Source organism: Thermomicrobium roseum DSM 5159 (assembly GCF_000021685.1).
Taxonomy (GTDB): domain Bacteria; phylum Chloroflexota; class Chloroflexia; order Thermomicrobiales; family Thermomicrobiaceae; genus Thermomicrobium; species Thermomicrobium roseum.
In genome coordinates this window covers 464,506-484,355 of the sequence record NC_011959.1, presented here as the reverse complement: position 1 = coordinate 484,355, position 19,850 = coordinate 464,506, and the positions used below count along the sequence as shown (strand labels likewise).

Annotated in this window: 18 protein-coding genes; 8 read left to right on the top strand and 10 right to left on the bottom strand. The window is 62.6% G+C overall.

The features are described from left to right. Positions 1-4: 4 nt before the first annotated feature. The 5 genes from TRD_RS02245 to TRD_RS02220 form a co-directional block, all read right to left on the bottom strand. Positions 5-1,276, bottom strand: a complete 1,272-nt coding sequence (locus TRD_RS02245; RefSeq protein ID WP_012641892.1) for a S41 family peptidase — start codon at positions 1,274-1,276, stop codon at positions 5-7. A gap of 77 nt (positions 1,277-1,353) precedes the next feature. After that, the gene (locus TRD_RS02240) at positions 1,354-1,719 is read right to left on the bottom strand and encodes a carboxymuconolactone decarboxylase family protein (RefSeq protein ID WP_041435919.1); all 366 of its coding nucleotides are present in this window, start codon (positions 1,717-1,719) and stop codon (positions 1,354-1,356) included. Positions 1,720-2,199: 480 nt separating this feature from the next. Continuing rightward, positions 2,200-3,600: an NAD(P)(+) transhydrogenase (Re/Si-specific) subunit beta gene (locus tag TRD_RS02230; protein ID WP_420806792.1), complete on the bottom strand. Its 1,401-nt coding sequence runs from the start codon at positions 3,598-3,600 to the stop codon at positions 2,200-2,202. Next, the gene (locus TRD_RS02225; protein ID WP_012641888.1) at positions 3,600-3,953 is read right to left on the bottom strand and encodes an NAD(P) transhydrogenase subunit alpha part 2; all 354 of its coding nucleotides are present in this window, start codon (positions 3,951-3,953) and stop codon (positions 3,600-3,602) included. The genes TRD_RS02230 and TRD_RS02225 overlap by 1 nt, the downstream gene beginning before the upstream one ends. Beyond that, entirely contained in the window at positions 3,950-5,143 is a 1,194-nt protein-coding gene (locus tag TRD_RS02220; RefSeq protein ID WP_012641887.1) for a Re/Si-specific NAD(P)(+) transhydrogenase subunit alpha, read from the bottom strand. Before TRD_RS02220 ends, TRD_RS02225 begins: the two co-directional genes overlap by 4 nt. Positions 5,144-5,500: 357 nt before the next feature. Here TRD_RS02220 and TRD_RS02215 point away from each other — a divergent pair, with 357 nt between their 5' ends. Beyond that, positions 5,501-5,998 (top strand): DUF4149 domain-containing protein, encoded by a 498-nt coding sequence (locus TRD_RS02215; protein ID WP_012641885.1) that lies wholly within the window; start codon positions 5,501-5,503, stop codon positions 5,996-5,998. Here the strand turns inward: TRD_RS02215 and TRD_RS13475 are convergent. From TRD_RS13475 to TRD_RS02195, 4 genes are all read right to left on the bottom strand, one after another. Then, entirely contained in the window at positions 5,995-7,389 is a 1,395-nt protein-coding gene (locus TRD_RS13475) for a LysM peptidoglycan-binding domain-containing protein (RefSeq protein WP_012641884.1), read from the bottom strand. The two genes, TRD_RS02215 and TRD_RS13475, sit on opposite strands and share 4 nt — an antisense overlap. A gap of 287 nt (positions 7,390-7,676) precedes the next feature. After that, positions 7,677-8,390 (bottom strand): ribose-5-phosphate isomerase RpiA, encoded by a 714-nt coding sequence (rpiA, locus tag TRD_RS02205; RefSeq protein WP_012641883.1) that lies wholly within the window; start codon positions 8,388-8,390, stop codon positions 7,677-7,679. Between the two features lie 2 nt (positions 8,391-8,392). Beyond that, positions 8,393-9,355: a transketolase family protein gene (locus TRD_RS02200; RefSeq protein WP_012641882.1), complete on the bottom strand. Its 963-nt coding sequence runs from the start codon at positions 9,353-9,355 to the stop codon at positions 8,393-8,395. After that, positions 9,352-10,194 carry a transketolase gene (locus TRD_RS02195; protein ID WP_012641881.1) on the bottom strand — a complete coding sequence of 281 codons (843 nt, stop codon included), beginning with the start codon at positions 10,192-10,194 and terminating at the stop codon, positions 9,352-9,354. The genes TRD_RS02200 and TRD_RS02195 overlap by 4 nt, the downstream gene beginning before the upstream one ends. A 335-nt stretch (positions 10,195-10,529) precedes the next feature. On the opposite strand from TRD_RS02195, the gene TRD_RS02190 reads away from it, so the two are divergent. From TRD_RS02190 to TRD_RS02180, 3 genes are all read left to right on the top strand, one after another. Then, the gene (locus TRD_RS02190; RefSeq protein ID WP_012641880.1) at positions 10,530-11,957 is read left to right on the top strand and encodes an SH3 domain-containing protein; all 1,428 of its coding nucleotides are present in this window, start codon (positions 10,530-10,532) and stop codon (positions 11,955-11,957) included. 197 nt (positions 11,958-12,154) lie between these two features. Next, entirely contained in the window at positions 12,155-13,150 is a 996-nt protein-coding gene (locus TRD_RS02185; protein WP_169302278.1) for a lysylphosphatidylglycerol synthase transmembrane domain-containing protein, read from the top strand. A 183-nt stretch (positions 13,151-13,333) separates the two neighbouring features. Continuing rightward, positions 13,334-15,274: a hypothetical protein gene (locus TRD_RS02180; RefSeq protein ID WP_012641878.1), complete on the top strand. Its 1,941-nt coding sequence runs from the start codon at positions 13,334-13,336 to the stop codon at positions 15,272-15,274. 26 nt (positions 15,275-15,300) lie between these two features. Here TRD_RS02180 and TRD_RS02175 read toward each other — a convergent pair whose 3' ends face one another. Further along, positions 15,301-15,693 carry a hypothetical protein gene (locus TRD_RS02175; protein WP_012641877.1) on the bottom strand — a complete coding sequence of 131 codons (393 nt, stop codon included), beginning with the start codon at positions 15,691-15,693 and terminating at the stop codon, positions 15,301-15,303. Between the two features lie 213 nt (positions 15,694-15,906). On the opposite strand from TRD_RS02175, the gene TRD_RS02170 reads away from it, so the two are divergent. The 4 genes from TRD_RS02170 to TRD_RS02155 are packed head-to-tail and all read left to right on the top strand — an operon-like array spanning position 15,907 to position 19,847. Beyond that, positions 15,907-16,197 carry a hypothetical protein gene (locus TRD_RS02170; RefSeq protein WP_012641876.1) on the top strand — a complete coding sequence of 97 codons (291 nt, stop codon included), beginning with the start codon at positions 15,907-15,909 and terminating at the stop codon, positions 16,195-16,197. A 58-nt stretch (positions 16,198-16,255) separates the two neighbouring features. Next, positions 16,256-16,789 carry a cytochrome c3 family protein gene (locus tag TRD_RS02165; RefSeq protein WP_012641875.1) on the top strand — a complete coding sequence of 178 codons (534 nt, stop codon included), beginning with the start codon at positions 16,256-16,258 and terminating at the stop codon, positions 16,787-16,789. Positions 16,790-16,841: 52 nt separating this feature from the next. Next, complete coding sequence (locus tag TRD_RS02160) at positions 16,842-19,085, top strand: molybdopterin-containing oxidoreductase family protein (RefSeq protein WP_041436333.1); 2,244 nt, start codon at positions 16,842-16,844, stop codon at positions 19,083-19,085. 36 nt (positions 19,086-19,121) lie between these two features. Beyond that, positions 19,122-19,847 (top strand): 4Fe-4S dicluster domain-containing protein, encoded by a 726-nt coding sequence (locus TRD_RS02155; protein WP_012641873.1) that lies wholly within the window; start codon positions 19,122-19,124, stop codon positions 19,845-19,847. Positions 19,848-19,850: the final 3 nt, after the last annotated feature.

Genomic DNA, 19,850 nt, shown 5'->3' with positions numbered 1-19,850 from the left:
AGCGTCACGCCCGATCCCGCTCGAGCAGATACTCCCATGCAGCGAGGAGCTGCGAATCCGATCGGATCTGCTCGGCAGGCAGGATCTCGCCACGACGAGGTACGATCGTGACATCTTCGGCAGCGGGGGCAACCGTGATATCCGGCTCGATACCATTACGCCAGATCACCCGTCCGTTCGGAGTTACCCACACCTGAGTTCCGATGAGCAGAGCCGATCCATCCCGGAGCCGGAACTCGGCGAGCACGGTTCCCGTCCCGAAGGTTCGCTCGCCGATGATGACCGCACGTCGATGATCCTGCAGAGCTCCGGCGACGATTTCGGCTGCGGAAGCCGTTTCCCGATTGACGAGGACGACGAGCGGCAGCGTCACGGGTTGGGCATCCGGCTTGGTCCGGTAGACCGTTTCCTTCCCGCTGCGATCGCGCGAACGCAGCACGACCGTATCCGGCGGCAGGAAGAGACCGGCCACATCCACCGCCTGGTCGACCAACCCACCCGGATTGCCCCGCAGGTCGAGAATCACCCCGCGCGCACCAGCTGCTGCTAATTCGCTGAGTCCTTGCCGGGCATCTTCTGCCGTTCCAGCCGCGAAGGAACTCACCCGCAGAAGACCGACTCGTTCCGCAAGCACCGCCCAGCGGACTCCTGAGAAGCGCACTTTGGACCGTACGAGTCTGACTTCGAGAGGAGAAGCCTTGCCAACCTGCTGGATCACCAGCGTGACCACCGTGCCTTCCGGACCACGGACGCGTTGCACGACACCATCCAGGCCCAGTTCGGAAACGGGGATCCCGTCCACCGCGACCAACACGTCCCCCGGCTGGATTCCAGCGCGGGCAGCTGGTGAACCCGCGAACACATCGCGGACGACGATCGTGTTGTCTTGCTCGCTGATCTCGATCCCGACACCGGAATACTCGCCAGAGAGTTGTTCACTGTGCTGAGCAAGTTCCTCCGCCGTGAGATATCGCGTATGTCCATTGTCGCCGACCGCATCAGCCAGCCCCCGCAAGGCACCGGCAAGCAAGCGCTGATCGTCGAGAGCTGCCGGATCGACGTAATGCTCGTGCAGCAGCGACCATGCCTCGCTGAAAACCGCCACCGGAGTCGGCATGACCGCCGCTGTAGGCATGATCGCCGGTGTAGGCGTCGCCAACGGTCGCGGCCATTCTTGCCCGATGGCAAATCCCGCCAAGAACAGCGCCAGCGAGAGGAGGACCCACGGCCCTCGTGATGACCCACTGTTTCTCTTTGGCCTCGTTTCCGCTCGCACCGTTCGTCTCCTGCTCGAGGGCACGCTCGTCAGCGGTAAGCATAGTTCTCCCGCGTCGCGCGGAGGCCATCCACTCGTCAGTCGCGTTCGTGCCGTTCGGCGCGCAAGAGATCGAGTGTCTCCACGGCATGTCGCAGGTGCGGGATGACGATGCTCCCACCGACCATCAACGCGACCTGCATTGCATCGTAGAGTTCCGCATCTGACCAGCCGAGCGCGACGCAGCGGTCGAGGTGGTAATCGACACAATCGTTGCACCGCAAGACGAGCGAGGCGACCAGACCGAGGAGTTCCTTGGTTCGTGCATCCAACGCTCCGTCTCGGTAGGTCGCGCTGTCCAGTGCGAAAAAGCGGTTGATTTCCCGATGGCCGATCTCACCGATGCGCTGGTTCATGCGCGCCCGATAGGCGCGGAACTGCTCGAGGCGACTTTGCTGCGTCATCGTTGTCCCGTCCCCTTTCTCGGCCCGCATCCTTTCCCTGTGGCACAAGGGTACCAGCCGCGTGTGGACAACGATGGAGACAGCGCTTCATCACCACGCCAATGGGTCAGTCGGCCCGTCCGATGCGGCCCATCGACACGCCTGGACTCTCTTTCGAGATTCATCTTCGAGAGGGGACGCTCGATCCGCCGCGGCAACCGTACACGGTTTTCCTGGACCTCACGGTCATGACCGTCTGGTTCCTGTCGTTCGCGATCTCGCGAACGGCCCCAAACGAGTGACCGTCCCCGTCATCTCACAGTGAGAATAGAGCACCCAGCGACCAGCTGCGCGGTAAGCCGAGAGATCGACTTCCCCCGGCGCCACCGCGCTGGAACACGGAACCAAGACCAATCACGCTCGCAGACCAGCGGAGAGAGGCAGTGACGCATACAGGCGCCGTATCGAGCTTGCGGACCCAATCCAGCTAGACGGAACAGCTCACACGCTCTTCACCGCCTCCACCAACCGCTTGAGTGTCTCCTTGGCATCGCCGAAGAGCATGCGCGTCTGTGGCATGTGGAACAGCTCGTTCTCCACTCCCGCAAACCCTGGGCGCATGCTCCGCTTGAGCACGATCACATTCTTGGCCTGATCGGCATTGAGGATCGGCATGCCGTAGAGCGGACTGGACGGATCGGTGCGAGCAGCCGGATTGACCACGTCGTTCGCACCGACCACCAGCGCAACGTCAGCTCGCTGGAACTCCTCGTTGATCTGCTCCATCTCGTACAACTTGTCGTATGGGATATTCGCCTCCGCTAATAAGACGTTCATGTGGCCCGGCATCCGACCAGCAACGGGATGGATGGCGAACTTGACTTCGACACCACGCTTTTCCAGCTCGTTGGCAAGTTCCGCCAACTCGTGCTGCGCCTGCGCCACTGCGAGTCCATAGCCGGGCACGATGATCACCAAATTGGCGTAGGCAAGCAGCACAGCTGTGTCCTCGACCGTCGTCTCGCGGATCGGCTTCGCCTCGGCGACTGCAGCACCAGCCGCTCGCGTCCGGTAGGCACCGAACAGCACGTTGGCCAGCGATCGGTTCATCGCGCGACTCATCAGGATGGTCAAAAGCGAGCCCGAGGCACCGACCAAGGCACCAGCCACAACGAGAATCTGGTTCTCCAGCACGAATCCAGCCGCCGCAGCCGCGAGACCGGTCATCGAGTTCAAAACGGAGATGACGACAGGCATGTCAGCCCCGCCGACCGGGAGGACCAGCAGGATGCCGAAGAGCAACGCGAGCCCGAACATGATCCACACGCTGGCCGACGAACCAGCGAAGCCCAACAACCAGGCCCACATCGCCACGATGCCGGCGACGACAGCGACATTCAACGGAATTTGCAAGGGGAAGCGCACCGGTCGACCAGTCATCAATTCCTGCAACTTGAGAAAGGCGATCACGCTTCCGGTAAAGGCCACCGAACCGACAGTCGTCCCGAAGGCAACGGACACACGCTCGCCAGCGGTGACTGCTCCGCTGGCGACGAACCGCTGGAACTCGGCGACGGCCACGAGGGCCGCAGTCGCGCCTCCCATTCCGTTGAAGAGCGCGACCATCTGCGGCATCGCCGTCATGGGAACAACGCGCGCCAGGTAGATCGACCCAGCGGCACCGACGACGGTTCCGATCAGCATGACCGCGATATTGGCCGGTCGCCAATGGATGTGCGGATCGAGCAGTGTCACACCCACCGCTACGAGGAGACCGGCCGCGACGAGTTTGTTACCGGAGCGCGCCGTTCGCGGCGAGCTCAGTCGCTTGAGGCCGAGAATGATGACGACCGCACAGACGAGATAGACGAGATCGACGACAGCATCACGCAGATTCTCGATCACCGCTGCCCCACCACTTCCTTCTCAGGCGCCTTTGCCGTGGACCGCTCCCCCGCTTGGCGAGCAGCTGGCTCCTTCTTCTTGAACATCTCCAGCATCCGGTCTGTCACGACAATGCCGCCGAACAAGTTGCCTGCCCCGAAAAGACAACCGAGAAAACCCAGCAGTAAGGTCAACGGGTTCTCGGCTGTCCCAGCCACCAGAATCCCACCGAGCAAGACGATTCCGTGAATCGCGTTCGTTCCGGACATGAGCGGTGTGTGCAGCAGTGTCGGGACACGCGAGATCACCTCGAATCCGAGAAAGATGGTCAATATGAGAACATAGAGCCCGAGCAGGAATTCTTGATTCACCGCACTTCCTCCTTGATTTCCTTGAGTCGCTCGAGCGTCGGACCGTGCAAAATCGTCCCGTCCTTCGTGAGGACGACGCCGCGCGTGATCTCGTCCTCCAGATTCCAGACGAACTCGCCCTTGGGCGCAAGGTGCTCGAGCAACGTCGCCACATTGCGGGCATACATTTGGCTGGCCGTATAGGCCATCTCGCTCGGTAGATTCAGTGGCCCCATGATCGTGACGCCATAGCGGACAACAGTCTCTCCCGGCACCGTGAGCTCGCAATTCCCACCCATTTCAGCCGCGAGATCAACGATCACCGAGCGCGGTCGCATCTCCCGGACCGTCGTCTCACGGACCAAAAGCGGCGCCCGCCGACCCGGGACGAGAGCAGTCGTGATGACGACATCAGCTTCCAAACAGTGCCGATGAATCAACTCCTGTTCCCGCCGCAGATGTTCCTCTGCTAGTTCCTTGGCGTAACCGCCGACTTCCTCGGTCGTGACATCCAATTCGAGAAACTTGGCACCCAGGCTCTCCACTTGCTCTTTCACCACCGGTCGTGTATCGAACGCCTCCACCAGCGCACCGAGCCGGCGCGCCGTCGCGATCGCCTGCAATCCCGCAACGCCAGCCCCCAGCACCAGAACCTTGGCCGGTCGGATCGTTCCCGCCGCAGTCATCATCAAGGGGAAAAACTTGGGAAGCTCATTCGCGGCCAAAAGTACGGCCTTGTACCCAGCGACCGTACTCATCGAGGACAACGCATCCATCGGCTGCGCCCGGGTAATCCGCGGAATCGTGTCCATACTGACCGCAACCACACCGCGTTCCGCCAGCACCGCAACGAGTTCGGGTGCGATGAGCGGTTGCAGAAACGCGATGATCACGTGACCCGGCTGCAAGAACTCGATCTCTTCCGGTAACGGACGCTGCACCTTGATGATGACCGAAGCGCGCCGGTAGAGATCACCCGGCTCGGCAACGATCTCCGCACCCGCCTGCCGATACTCCTCGTCTGGGAAACCAGCAGCCAAGCCAGCTTCCTGCTCGACGATGACCCGGAAACCGCGTTTCAGATATCGTGCAACCGTCTCCGGAGTCGCCGCCACCCGTCGCTCGCGGGGAGCCCGCTCACGGGGAACACCGATGACCAGCCCGGGACCGCTCGATGCCTGTTGCACCACCGCCGCCCTTTCATAGAGCAAGACCTGCTCGTTCCGCCATCGTTTGCCATCCGCCGACTCTCACTCCGAGAGTCCAACGTCGATCGGTGTGTCACCGTAACTCTAGTCATGAGCTTCACGAGCAGTCAAGCAATCCTCGGACGAACGTGCGCGACGATACGGAGTCGCGTAACAGGTGCGCTCTGAGTTGACCATACGATGGGAACCATTCCCTATTCCATGCAGCACACCTGCGCGAGCGCCAGCGTCGGATGACCCGAACCGGATCGCACTGCTGTCACCGCTTGCGCTTCGACCGGTCCAGCACGCATACTCCGAACCGCGTCGGAAACCGACACGTACGGCAGGAACACCGGGAACGAAAGGAGAACCGTGGGGATGAGCGAGTGGGTCTGGGCTCTCGTCCGCTGGGTTCATCTCGTCGCCATGGCCATCTGGCTCGGTGGGCAACTTTTCCTCTTCCTCGTCGTCCGCCCGGTGTTGCGGTCGCAGCTCGATCGTCCGACCCAGACCCAACTCACCGCTGCCTTCGGTCGACGCTATTCTCCGCTCGCATGGATCAGCTTGATCGTCGCCATCCTGACCGGCTTCGCGATCGGCGAGCACCGTGGCGTGGCCTGGAGCGCCCTCGTGTCGTTCCCCAGCGCTTACGGGACACTTCTCATTATGAAAATGACGCTCGTCGCACTGATTCTCGTTTTGACTCTGCTGCATGGGCGATTTATCGGTCCTCAGCTCACCGAACTCGCCCGCTCACTTGATCCACGTGATCGACAGCGCTACCGCCAGTTGCTCGATCTTTCCGTCCTGATTTCGACCGCGAATCTCCTCCTGACGCTTTTGATCGTTTTGCTCTCAGCGCGCCTGGTCGCTTAGCCCCACGGTGCGGGAAGGATTCGCAGCAACATGCCATCGAAGTAACCCCACGACCGCAGGAAGTCTTCCCATCCGAAGGAGCGATATTGGCCATCGCCCGGATCGACTACGTAGACCCGCTCTTCGTCATAGCCGTACACGACGAAGGCATGTTCCTGCGGAACCAGGATGAACCGTTCGCCATCGGCCTCGCCGATCAAGCGAGGCTGGACCGATGCCAAATTGGTCATCCACACGACCACCGGACGCCCCAGCGACAGTTCCTCCCGAAGAACGCTGACATCGCCGCGCGCATACACCGCCTGGGCTCGAAATCCGTACCGTTCGAGGATAGGGATGAACGGCTCCGCATAGACCCCATAGTCATCGGTGCCCCCGAAGGTACCGCTCATGTTCCCCCGGAAGCCCCGATGGGGGTTCGGGTGCGAGGGAAGGTTTTCGATGAAGACCCATTCGGAAACGGGCTTTCCCCAATAGGCCGTGACCATGCTGACCGCAGCTGATTCGCAGCTCAATGGCAACGATTGCCGGTAGGCAGGCACACCCGCGAGGAGTACTCCAGCACCGAGTTCGCGCCGAGGGATCACTAATGTCTGTCCAGCCAGGAGACGATCCGGATCGGTGATGCCGTTCGCTTTCACGAGCGTCGACAGTGGTACACCGAAGCGCACCGCGAGCGCACTGAGCGTGTCTCCCGGCTGAACGACGTAGCGTCGAGCGCTGCTGGACGCACTGGTATCCATTGCCGTCTCGGGCACACTCGGAATGACGAGCATCTGCCCGACCAGGATGCGATCCGGATCGGGGAGCCGGTTCGCCTGTCTGATCGACTCGACCGAAACGCCGTAACGCTGCGCGATGCTCGTCAGCCTCTCTCCCGGCCTCACGCGGTGAACGCGCTCGCTGACCAACAGGGACGCCGGAATGCGCAGCACCGCCCCCACGAGAATACGATCTGGATTCGACAGTTCGTTCGCGCGTGCGAGATCCGGTACCGATACGCCATAACGAGTGGCGATCTGGCTCAGGGTCTCGCCAGGTTGAACGACATGCAGGGTCGTTGCATCGGCCCGCTCCGCTGCGAGCGCGGCGATGACCCCGAGTCCGGCCAGCCAACGCCGCCGCCCTCCCCTGGCTCGTGGCAGAGCGGAACGCCCGAACCGCACGAGCGGCTCAGGATCCTGGGCGGGAGCCATTTCGAGCTGCAGTCGTCGCCGCCACCGCTCGCGTTCTACATAACGCTCCACCAGGCCCATGGTCACCGCTTCCCCCTTTTCGGCAACGGTGAACGGACACTGTGTACGTACACTATAGCGCAGGGCGCGCAGCGGGGCAAGGGAGACCTGGCAGTCCCGACGCAGGAAAAGCTGCGGGATTGCGCGGCTCGGCACCGGGTGAGGCTGCTTGTCGGGAGGCCCGATCGGATTCCGGCTTGCAGCAGACCAGCGAGACGAGCCGACGGTTCCTCGTCCCCGGACCGGCGGGTGACGGTCATGCCTCGCCGCACGCAATGCAGACAGGGACTCTTATCTGATCGCTCGAGCTGACCTCAGGGAAGAGCGACCGCGGCCGCGGTCCAAGCTGTTCGGATCGCTGCGCCGCAGCAGCCGTTGGGGCCGACACAACCTTCTGCTCACCGCGAAACGGCGATGAACGGTCGTCCCCTAACCGCACTCGTTCAACTTTTCGAAGTCTCGCTCACCGTTCGCGAGCGCTCGAGCAGGCGAATGCCGGTCTCGCTTCCGACGATGACGAGATCCGCCATGTCCAAAAACAGTCCGTGGTCGATGACACCTGGCAGCATCTTGATCGTTCGGTCGAGCCACGCTGGATCGGCGATCGCACCGAACGCGACATCGAGAATGAGATTCCCATTGTCGGAGCGAAATGGATGCCCAGTCGGACGGCAGCGCAGTGTCGGTCGCCCTCCTAAATCCTCGAGCCACCGAGCGCACCAGCGCCAGCCGAAGGGCACGACCTCGACCGGGAGCGGGAAACGCGCGCCCAGAGCTGCGACGAGCTTCGAGTCATCGATGATGATCACCAGGCGGCGAGCCATGCGGGCCACGAGCTTCTCGCGAACGAGCGCTCCCCCTCGCCCCTTGAGAAGACCGAGCGAGCGTTCCTCGACCTCGTCAGCACCGTCGATCGCCAGATCGATCCGGTCGACCGAATCCGGATCGCGGAGCTCGATGCCTACCCGGCGGGCCAGGGCTGCAGTACGTTGCGAGGTCGCAACCCCGATCAGCCGAAGCCCATCGTGCAGTCGCTCACCGAGCGCACGCACCGCCAGCTCCGCGGTAGAACCGGAGCCCAGACCGACGATCATGCCGTCTTCGACGAGCGAGGCCGCAAAGCGTGCCGCTCGCTCTTTCGCGCGTTCGGTTCCCACAGTTAGATCCGTTCGGTGAGTTCGAGGGCAGCAGCCACGATGCGCTCGCTCGTCAAGCCATAGGCCCGCAACAAGTCATCCGGTGCGCCCGACTCAGCATAGCGATCATCCAGATCCACGAAACGCATGGGACACGGATGGTGCTGGCTGACCGCCATGGCGACGACGCTCCCCAGTCCCCCATAGTGCAGGTGCTCCTCGGCAACCACGATGCCACGCGTCTCGCGCGCCGCTGCGATCACCGCATCGACATCGAGCGGGCGCACCGTGGCCATGTCGAGGACACGCGCCTGCACACCACGAGCAGCGAGTTCCTCAGCAGCATCGAGTGCCATCGCAACCATGAGACCATTCGCGATGATCGTCACGTCGTTCCCCTCGCGCAGACGAAAGGCACGACCGATCACGAAGTCGACTGGTGGCTCGTAGATGACCGGTACAGGCGGTCGGCCCAAGCGCAGGTAGGTCGGCCCCTCCCATTCCAGCATCGCCCGCGTGGCGGCCCGCGTCGCATGCTCGTCGGCTGGCACGAGCACGGCCACGCCCGGCAAGGAGAGTGCAAGGGCGACATCTTCGATTCCCATCTGCGACGGCCCGTCCTCACCGATGCTGATACCCGCGTGACTTCCGACGAGCTTGACGTTGAGGCGCGGATAGGCAACTCCCATGCGGATTTGATCGAATGCATTGCACAGGAGGAAACACGCGAAGCTCGCAGCGACCACGCGCTTACCGCTGGCAGCCAGGCCAGAGGCCACCCCGATCAAATTCGATTCCGCAATGCCGACATTGAAGAACCGCTGGGGAAACGCCTGGGCAAAATACTCGGTTCTCGTCGAGTTGCTCACATCGCCGTCGACCACGACCAGATCAGGATAGACGCCCCCGAGATCACGCAGGGCTTCGCCAAAGGCATCCCGGGTCGCCTTTCCCATGCGTAAACCAGCCCGTGTCCCGATATTCATGCCAGTTCCTCCAGTGCTCGCTCCAGACGATCACGCGGTACCGCACGCCCGTGCCAGGTAAAGTCCCGCTCGAGGAACGACACGCCCTTCCCCTTCACAGTGTGAGCGATGATGCAAACCGGACCGTCTCGATAGGCGCGGGCGAACCGCAACACCTCGTGCACTGCTTCCAGATCGTGTCCGTTCACTTCTTCGACGTGCCAGCCGAAGGCTCGCCATTTCATCGCATACTCGCGGGGATCCGTGACCGCGGCCACTGGTCCAGTCTGTTGATAACCGTTGTGATCGACGATCGCCACGAGGTTCGAGACGCGCCAGTGGGCAGCCGCCATTGCCGCTTCCCAGACTTGGCCCTCTTCGATTTCTCCGTCGCCGAGGAGCACAAAGACGTGATAATCCCGTCCGTCCAGTCGTGCCGCCAGTGCGTGCCCGAGCCCGATCGAAAGCCCCTGACCCAAACTGCCCGTTGAGGCCTCTACCCCCGGCAAGCGACGCATGTTGGGATGTCCTTCCAGTGGGCTCCCCAGTTTACGCAGTGTCCTCAAGAGATCCTTTGCGAAATACCCTGCTTCGGCGAGGACCGCGTACAGGATCGGCGCAGCATGCCCCTTGGAGAGAATGAAGCGGTCACGATCGGGCCAATCGGGACGAGCCGGATCGTAACGCAGGAGACCACCGAAGTAGAGGGCCACCATGATCTCGACGGCCGAAAGCGAGCTCGTCGGGTGCCCGGAACCCGCCTCGGTCGTCATGATCAAGACGGTACGACGGAGTCGGCGTGCCAAGCTCTCCAGCTCTTCGAGTCGATCGGGCGTCAGTCGCGTCTCGATCACTGTCACCGTCTACCCCCTGCTCCCCGCAACCCGACACGATCTCGATTGTAGCCCGAACAACCCATGGCAACTGCGACCGAGCCCTCCATCCCTGATCTGTCGCTTGAGGCATGATCGACAACACGGTGCGACCTGGAGCGTTCGTCCTCGCCGGAAACGTCGTCCCCTGCTCGATTTGTCCTGCGCCGAGACGGCCAGAAAACAGCCGACACACAACCGATTCCACAACCCAGAGACTTCACTTCCGTGAGATGGTCCCTCGTCCAACTTGCCAGTCGCTCACGCATCTGCTAGAGTGGGCATGACGCGAGCGATTGCGTCCGGACGCGGAGGGCCTGAAAATGCGCGAACGAACGCGGCCTTTCCTCCATTGCGTGTGCGCAGTGCTCCTCCTGATCATGCTCCCCATACAATCGGTGCGTGCCGTGAGCACTCTTACCGTCGGTCAGCCCGCCACGGTGATGGGAACGAACGGTGACGGTCTCAACCTCCGGGAAGGGCCAGGCTACGACTTTACGGTGATCGTCGTGATGCCGGAGGGTGCCACCGTTCGGGTGATCGGTGGACCGCAGCCCGACGCTCGCGGTAATCTCTGGTGGAATGTCCAGTGGGGCGAGAAGAGCGGGTGGGCGTTAGCGAATTACCTCGCCCCGTCCAACGACGAGAATCGCCCCTCGAGCAGCTTCCAGATGCGAGCCACCTTTCGTATTTTCGCCCATAGCCTCGGCTTGGTGGGAGAGCGCACGGCTAATGGTCACGTCATCCAACCCAATGACTTTTTTGTCACGCTTCCCTGTACCTGCGCACTGAGCTCGCGAGGCGGGCACGAGTTCCAGGTCCTCGTCGAATACAAAGGGCGGAGCCTGGTCCTCCCGGTGTGGGACGTCGGCCCCTGGAACGTGGACGACGACTTCTGGAATCCACCCGAAGTCCGCCGCTGGAAGGGGCTGCCACAAGGCGTCCCCGCCGCTCAAGCCGCCTATTTCCACGGCTATAACGGCGGCAAAGACGGCTGGGGCCGTCCCGTCAGGAGCCCGGCGGCGATGGATATCGCTGACGGTGCCTTTGCGGCCCTCGGTATGACCCAATCCGACTGGGTCACCGTCACGTTCCTCTGGCTGGTCAAGGATCCACCCTCGCCGCTCCCTGCTCCGCCACGAGGCTACGAGGAGATCGTTACCGTTCATCCCGGTGAGCGCCCGCCACTGGATCCCGTTGCCGCTGCCGATCCGGCCCGCTACATCTACATGCCCGAAACGGGGCACAACGTCCCTGTCTTTCTCCATACGGCCTGGCAGCAGGGAGGAGGATGGCAGCGCTACGGTCTGCCGATCAGCGAGTTCTTCCGCGAGGTCGGCATCGATGGTACCGTGCGATTCGTCCAGTATTTCGAGCGTGCTGTGCTTCTCTACGACCCAGCCTCAGGCAACGTGAGCGAACTCCCGGTCGGCTATTACGCTGCCGCGCCATTCGAGGCCTGGCAACCGGTCGAACTGTTCCCCGACTCGACGGACCGGCTCTACTTCCGAGAAACGCGCCACTCGTTGAGTAACGGCTTCAAAGCGTACTGGTCCGCCAACGGCGGACGCGCTGTCTTCGGTCTCCCCATCACCGAGGAGTTCCGGGTGGATCTCCCCGATGGTCGCTGGTATATCGCCCAGCTCTTCGAGCGAGCGCGGCTGGAGTGGTGGCCTGACCGTATCGGTCAGCCAGACGAGATCACGCGTGGACGCATCGTTGCCGAAATCGTCGCGGCCCAGTATCCATAGCACGACGAAACGTGCACGGTGACGAACAGCACTTGCTCGCTTCCGTGCACGGCAGATATACTGAGTGGCGAGTCTCCCGTCCCGGGCACTGGTACGATCGTCGATTTTCGCCGAATCCAGTCTTGAGGGCCCGGGCGGACGACGCAGGTCCAAACGGCGTCGCCCGGGCTCGTCCGTTCATGATCGGCGGGGACACGATGCGCCGAGGAGTGCTTGTCTTTGTCATCGCTGGAGTTTTCAGCTTCGTCGCCTGGTCCTTTCGGGATCCGGAGATGGTTACCGGTACCCTCGAACGCTTGTCTCCCCGCGTGGTACTCGCTCTCTTGCTCGTGCTCAGCGCGAACGAGGCAATCAAAGCCATCCGTTGGGCCTGGTATCTCCGGGCAGCACAACTTCCCCTTCGCTTCCGCGATAGCATCACCAGCTATCTGGCTGCTCAAGCCGCGAGTGCCCTGCCTGGTGGCTCGATCCTCTCCGCCCGCCTCGCCGAAGAGCACGCAAAGGGTCGTATCGGCTTGCGTCACACTGCTCCCCCACTCATCGCACAGGGTCTCGGTGATGTCTTCGCTGTCGCTCTCTTGGCGCTCATCGGGATCGCTGCTTCCCCCCAGCCGAACGCGCAACTCGTGGCACCGGTGGCAGCCCTGATCCTCGCGCTCCTCCTCATCACGATCGCCCGCTCCGAGCGATCCGGTACCGCCCTCGTCGGTGTGCTGCGACGTTGGCGCCTGACGCGACGACTGGTTCCAGTCGAGGAAGACGCTCGTCGCACACTGGTCGCCCTGTTGAATGGTCGTGCCCTCATTCCAGGAACCATGACCAGTATCGCTTCCTCGCTGTGTGCGGTCGCGATCCTGATCATGCTGGCCAATGCGTTGACGGTGCGCGGACTCGCACCGTTGGAGGGGCTCTATGTGCACGGGATGTCGATGCTCGCGCACCTTTTCCTGCCTGTTCCCAATGGCTTCGGCACGACAGAGATCAGTCTGGTCGGTCTCCTCAACTGGATCGGCATCGGATTCGGCCGCGCGACTGCGATCGCCATCACCTATCGTGCTCTCGGGATCGGGTTCCGCACGCTGATCGGGCTGGCTGTCCTGCTGCTCCGTTACCATCATCTCATCCAGCTGCGCTCGCCTGCACAACCGGTTCCGACGACCCTACTCGACGTCGCGTCGGAAGCCAGCGATTAGCGCCCGTCTCTCGTCTCCCCAGTGGACAAACGGCGATCTGGTTGACGCTTTCCGCTGAGGAGCCCATTCCGATGGGTTCATCGGGAGAGAGGCTGACACCGTCCAACTGGTCACGCTTGCCACCGCGCCTTGCCAGCGCATACAGTTGCGCTCGAAGTGTGGACAACGAGCGGAGCGAAACGGATGCGCCCCCTGCTCGTCGTGCTACATGACCGGCCGCTGCAAAGTTTGCGGGCAGCCGGACGTTTCTGGGAGATCGCTCCCACCGAGAGCGCTGCGGAACTCACTGGTCTCCTCTATCCCATCCTCACCGACGCATGGCAGGTGGCGTTGGCACTGGAACGGCTGGGTGAACTGGCCGAGGCTGCCCTTTGCATCCTCGCTGAGCGACGTCTTCCGCTCTCCCCCAACGAGATCGCACGAGCGCTCGGCCGAGACGAGGGAGCGACGATCGCGGTCCTCCGCCAACTCTACGTGGCCGGTCTACTGGCCAGCGAGCCATCCGGTGAGGGGCCGCGCGTCTTCCTGCCAAACGAGGTCGCTCGCGTGATCCAGCGACTGGAGCACGAGCGGTCTGATCCGATCGGGCCGGATGGTCCGCTCCCTGCACTCTTCGGTCAGCTCACCGATCATGAGTTGCTCGAACTGGCCGAGCGATACGGCTTGGCAGTCATTCCCTCCGTCACCAGTCGAGATCAGGCCCTCGGGTATCTCGTCTCCCGGCTCGTCGACCCGACGGTTCTCTACCGCATCTGCACCGGGCTTTCCCCGCGTGCTCGGCAGCTGCTGACCCATCTCGAGAGCCGTCGTGCGCCTATACCCCTGAGTGAGCTCCTGCGCGATCGTCGCTGGACGTTCGGCGAACTCCGTCGCACTGTTAGTGAACTTGCCCGCTATGGATTGGTCTGGCGGACATTCGAGGGCAGCGCCCGCTGTCTCATGGTTCTCCCGACGTTGACCCTCGGTACTTCCTCGACACCGACTCCACAGCCGATCGACGACGTCTCGGTCACCACTCAGGCTCCTCCCCAGGCGGCTGTTCTCGACCTCCTGCTACTCCTCGCGTGCTCGCTTCGCTCCGGCACAGCCTGGCCTCGCGAGAGCCGGCCCCCCCGACCACTCGTCGCTGCGATCGCACGCCAGCACTGGTTCTGGGAAGATGCAAGCGATTCCCTCGCCTACTTCATCTTCCTTCGTCGCTGTGCGGGATCGCTCGGCCTGCTCACGCCGCAGGGTGAACTCGCTCGCCCCCGTCTTGCAGCCTGGCTCCGTGCTTCGTTCGCCGAGCAAGGACGACGACTGTTTCGAGTCTGGAGCGCAACGAGTGACCCACGCGATCGTGAACTGCTGCCAGCACTGGTCCGGCAACTCCGCACCCTCCGGGTCGGTGCGTGGTACGCGTGGAACGAAGTGGTTCGCGAGAGTCTCGGCGGCACTTCCAGCGAACGAGAAGAAGCACGACTGCAGGAATTGGAGTGGTTAGGGATCGTGCAGCGTGGGCGGACGGCTGACGGCACCCGAGCAATCCGCCTCACGAGCTGGGGAAGCTGGGCACTGGGGATCCTGCGCTCCGTTCCCCAAATCGACATGCGCGCTCTCTTCCAGACTGAGAATGGTCTCACGCTCGAGCTCCCCGTTCTCACCCCCGAAATCACGTGGATCGCCTCGCAACTGGGTACCCTCCAGTCTTCTCGTCCCGTCCCGACGTGGCTCCTTTCAGCCCGCACGGTCGAGGATTTCGTCCGGACGGAACTCCGTTCAGGATCGTTCTCGCTCTCCCTCACCGATCTTCCCACCGCAGTGATCGAGCTCCTGGAACGCGCGCTCGGATCACCGCTCCCGTCCAGCTGGCAAGAATCCGTCCGCGCTTGGCTCGCGCACAGCAGACCGGCAGTCGTCCGCCCGGCACTCGCGGTGCGCTTCGCGAGCACGAGCGATCGTGACCAGGCCTGGGCGCTCCTCGAAAAAGTCGTCGAGTCGATCACCCCTCTCGACGACACGACGCTCGTCGCTTGGCTTCCCGAAACGAGGGTCCGCAGGACCATCGAGTCAGTGCTCCGAAAAGGCGGCTTCCTCGTCGAACTGCAGGATCATGCCGGTACCGACCATCGGACGAAGCGCTAGGTGCTCACGACACCCCACTTCATGCTCTACTGAGGAGACCTCGTTGCACGCTCTTGTGCAGCACGCTCGGCTCGGATGAAAACGAGCGCTTGCGCAACTGCAGCGCTCGCATCGCTAGCCACCACGTTGGCGAGCGACCGTCCCTGCTCGTCGAACGCGACACAGGCGAATTCTCCTCCCGAATAATCGATGACGAAGGAGGCACATTCCTTCGCCAACTCCGCAAGAAGCCGTTCCAGGCTCGGCACCAGAATCTCTTCCTCGCCAGCAGCACGCTGCGGACTGGTCACGAGTGTTACCGCGTGAGGATGTCCCTCCTGATTGACGAGCCAGTCTCCAGGTTCCGGCTGGAGCCCTTTGCCGAGCCAGCGCGCGTACCGGGCACAGATCGTCACGTATGCATCGGATGGTCTCGCCATGCCGCTTTCCTCCTCCGAAACAGAACCACTCGTCGATGACTCCGAGCTTCGCCCTTGACACAGGATGCCGCGGCGGGCATCCTACGAGTGGGTTGTGAAGGCGCTCACAGGCGGAGCGCCTTCGGTGATAGTCCGCTGAGGCACCCTCATCGCCCAGCGGTGCGCGGGAAGGGATGAACCGAGCGCCCTGCTCGGGAAAGCGGAGGAGGCGAGATGACGCCAGCCGTCGTGACGGCCGAACAATGGCAGCAGATCCACCAAACGCTCATTTGGTTCTGGGCTTTTCTCGGCTGTATTGTCGTCTTCGCTGCCAACATGCTCGTCGCCTATGCGATCATTCCCTCCCTCGTCTCGACACGCGACCTCCCCGCGAAGGTGGCTGCGATTCGCCCTGTCCTCTTTGCGCTCGCCGCGATCTTCCTGATTGCCGCTGTCTTCGCCTTCGTGAACGTCGTCAACGGAATCCAAGTCCTCTACGAGATTTGGCCGCAGCGCTGGATTTGAGCCGAGGCAGAACCGACCTAGTCGAGAGCGAGTCGAGCTGAAGAATGGAGTCGGTGGGATGCGATACGTGCGGCTGATCTTGTTCGTCTTGATCGTGCTCGTTGTCATGGCTGTTCCGCTTGCTCTCGTGCTTGCTCGGAGTTACTTCCTCGCCCCGACAGCTCAACCGGTCAAAGCACAGCCGATTCAGTTTCCCCATTCCGTGCACGTCCAGGCAGTCGGCTTGGACTGCACCTATTGCCACCGGAATGCGACGACCTCTGCCCAAGCGACACTCCCGCCGCTCGAACTCTGTATGCAATGCCACAAGATCATCCCCACACAGGGCCGTCCTGAACTCGAAAAGCTCGTCGCCGCCTTCCAGCAGGGACAACCGATCTTGTGGAACAAGGTCCATCAGCTTCCCGACCACACCCACTTCGTCCATTCGGTCCACTTGAGTTTCGGCTTCCAGTGTTCGACCTGCCACGGCGATGTTGGTGCCATGGGCAAGCCCGGGGTGAAGCAGGTCCGGGATCTCCGCATGGGTGACTGCATTACCTGCCACCAGCAGAACGGCGCACGGACTGACTGCTCGGTGTGCCACTACTGATCCGAACAGACGGCTCGACGACGATGTGGGGAGGCTGACATTGGAGATGGGCATGCGGCGAAGAGATTTTCTCAAGGTGGCCGCAACCTCAGCGACCGGTGCTGTCTTGTTCGCGGGATGCGGTCGCATCGGAGACGGTGTGCCAGAAAGCGAGTTCAAGATTGCTCAGCCCGTCTTCAACACCAACGATTGGGTGTATGGGCGTGACGCGTGGTTCGCGACCGCTGCGCCACCGGACCAGGGGGGATACGGACTGATCGTCCGCGTCTTCGAGGGGCGCGCCAAGAAGGTCGATGGAAACCCTGATTTCCCTGGCATCCATGGCAAGAGCGATGCCCGAGCGCAGGCGCTCGTCCAGGAGCTGTACCACCCCGATCGTCTCAGCGGAGCGCGTCGAGCCACTTCGCGCGGGAGCGGCCAATTTCAGACTATTCCGTGGGATTCAGCTCTCCAAGAAGTGGCCCAGATCCTCCGCGAGGTGGGTGGCGAGCACGCCGTCCTCATCACCGGTCGGCTGAACGCATCGCAAGCTGCGATCGTCGCGGCCTTCCGGAAGGCTACTGGCATTCGCCAAGCCGTTCTGGAACCGGACGAGTTCGTGGTACTCCGCACCGCTATCCGGCGGCTCTTCGGGGTGAGCACGCTCCCGATTCCTGACCTGGCCAACGCGCGCTTTCTTCTCAACTTCAGTGCCGACTTCTTGCACGGCTGGATCGCACCCGTCGCACTGGCGCACGCCTATGGCGAGTTCCGGCAAGGAAAGCCGGGTCAGCGCGGGCTGTACTATCACGTCGGCCCTCGGCTCTCGGGGACAGCCGCGAATGCTGACCGATGGTTCCCGATCATTCCTGGGTCGGAGGGGCTCGTCGCGCTCGCGATCGCTCAGGTGCTCTCGACCGAGGGGAAAGCCCCGCAAGATCGCCTCGATCCCTACCTGACGGCGCTCGGGCTGGATGCGACCCGACTGGCGAGTGATTACGCGCCCGAACGAGTCGCCCCAGCCACGGGTCTTTCGGCGGAACAGATCCGCGAACTGGCGCACGCGCTCGTCGAGCATCAGCCGGCCGTGGTCATCGCTGGTACGAGTGCTGCAGCAGCCACCAATGGTCTTTTCAACTTGGTGGCGACGTTCGGCCTCAATTGGATACTCGGCTCGGTGAACCAGCCTGGCGGCCTGCTCCTCAATCCTGAGCCGCCATTGCCCGACCTGCGTGTACCCGATGACGCCATCCTCTCCCTTCGCGGCTGGACAGAGCTGTTCGAGCAAATTCGATCGGGCACGATCAGCACCGTCCTCGTCTACCGCGCCAATCCGGTGTATGCCCTCCCCAGTGCCAGCGGTGCGCGTGAGGCTCTCCAGGCCGCCAAGCATGTCGTCAGCTTCTCGCCCTTCCTCGACGAGACCACGACCTTGGCTGATCTGGTTTTGCCGGACCAGGCTTGGCTCGAACAATGGGGGTTGAGCGTTCCCGATCCTGGCCCCGGCTTCGCAGCGGTCGCCATCCAGCAACCGGTGGTTGCGCCCTTCCTGGATGCCCGCGCCTTCGGCGATGTCCTTCTCGACCTTCTCCGCCTCCTCGGCCAGGACCAGCCGTGGAGCACGCAGGAGCAAGCGACCAAAGCGCTCGCCCTGCAACTCCGGTCACTCGGCCGCGGAAGCGTTACGGCGACGAACGACAAAGAGTTCCTCGTGACACTCCAGGCGCGAGGTGGGTGGTGGGACGAGCAGAGTCGGGCGACCGGCAGTGCACCGTCAACGGCCGCAGTGCAGCCGCGCGAGCCGGCCTTTGCGGGCGAGCAGAACCAGTTCCCTTATGTCCTTCATCCCTATCCATTGCCGTCGCTCGGCTACGGAGAACTCGCCCACCTGCCCTGGCTGCAGGGACTCCCGGAACCGATCAGCACGAACGTCTGGCAGACCTGGATCGAAGTGAGTCAGGCGACCGCGGACGAACTCGGGCTCCAGACCGGTGATCTTGTCCGCGTCCTCACGCCACAGGGAGTCGCTGAGCTACCGGTTTACGTCAACCCAGCAACGCAGCCTGGAATCATCGCCATTCCGTTCGGGCAGGGACATACAGCGTACACGCGGTACGCCGAGGGACGCGGAGTCAATCCGGCGACGCTCGTTGCGCCAGAGACCGAACCGGATACCGGTACCTTCGCCTGGGCAGCCACGCGCTGCCGGATCGAGAAGACCGGACGCCGCGCTCGCCTAGCTCGCTTCGAGGGTATGGTGCCAGCGTTCCAGCTGGAGGAGTTCCCGATCGTCCGCGTGATGGCACCGAAGGCCTGAGCGGGAGGGATCAGGGAGAGGAAAAGGACGGGACGCATGCCACGCTGGGGAATGGTGATCGATCTTGACCGCTGTATCGGGTGCGGCGCCTGCGTCGTCGCGTGCCAGGCAGAGAACAACGTTCCGATCAATACCGAGGACGTCTATCATCAGCGCCGCGCCATCGCCTGGATTCGACTCGAGCGGTACTGGGAGGGCGAATACCCGAACATCAAGGCACGCTACATTCCGGTACCCTGCATGCAGTGCACCAACGCTCCTTGCGAACCGGTCTGTCCGGTTTATGCGACCTACCACACCAACGAAGGTATCAATATGCAGGTTTATAACCGCTGTATCGGCACTCGCTATTGTGCGGTCAACTGCCACTGGCACGTCCGCTTCTTCAACTTCTGGGAGCCGAAGTGGCCCGATTCGCTCAAGAACCAGCTCAATCCAGACGTCACGGTACGGAGTCGTGGCGTCATGGAAAAGTGCAACTTCTGTGTCCATCGCCTCGTCAAGGCCGAGCAGAAGGCGAAGACTGAAAAGCGATCCCTGCGTACTGACGAGGTCACGACTGCTTGTGCCCAGGCATGTCCGACCAGTGCCATCGTCTTCGGAGATCTGGACGACCCCAACAGCGCGGTCAGCAAGTTGCTCGCCCAGGCTGAACAGGAAGGACGCGTCTACCGGTTGTTGGAAGATCTCGGTACCGATCCGAAGGTCTATTACCTGAAGAAGATCGATCTCGAAGCTGCTGAGCACGCAGCAACGCACTGAGCG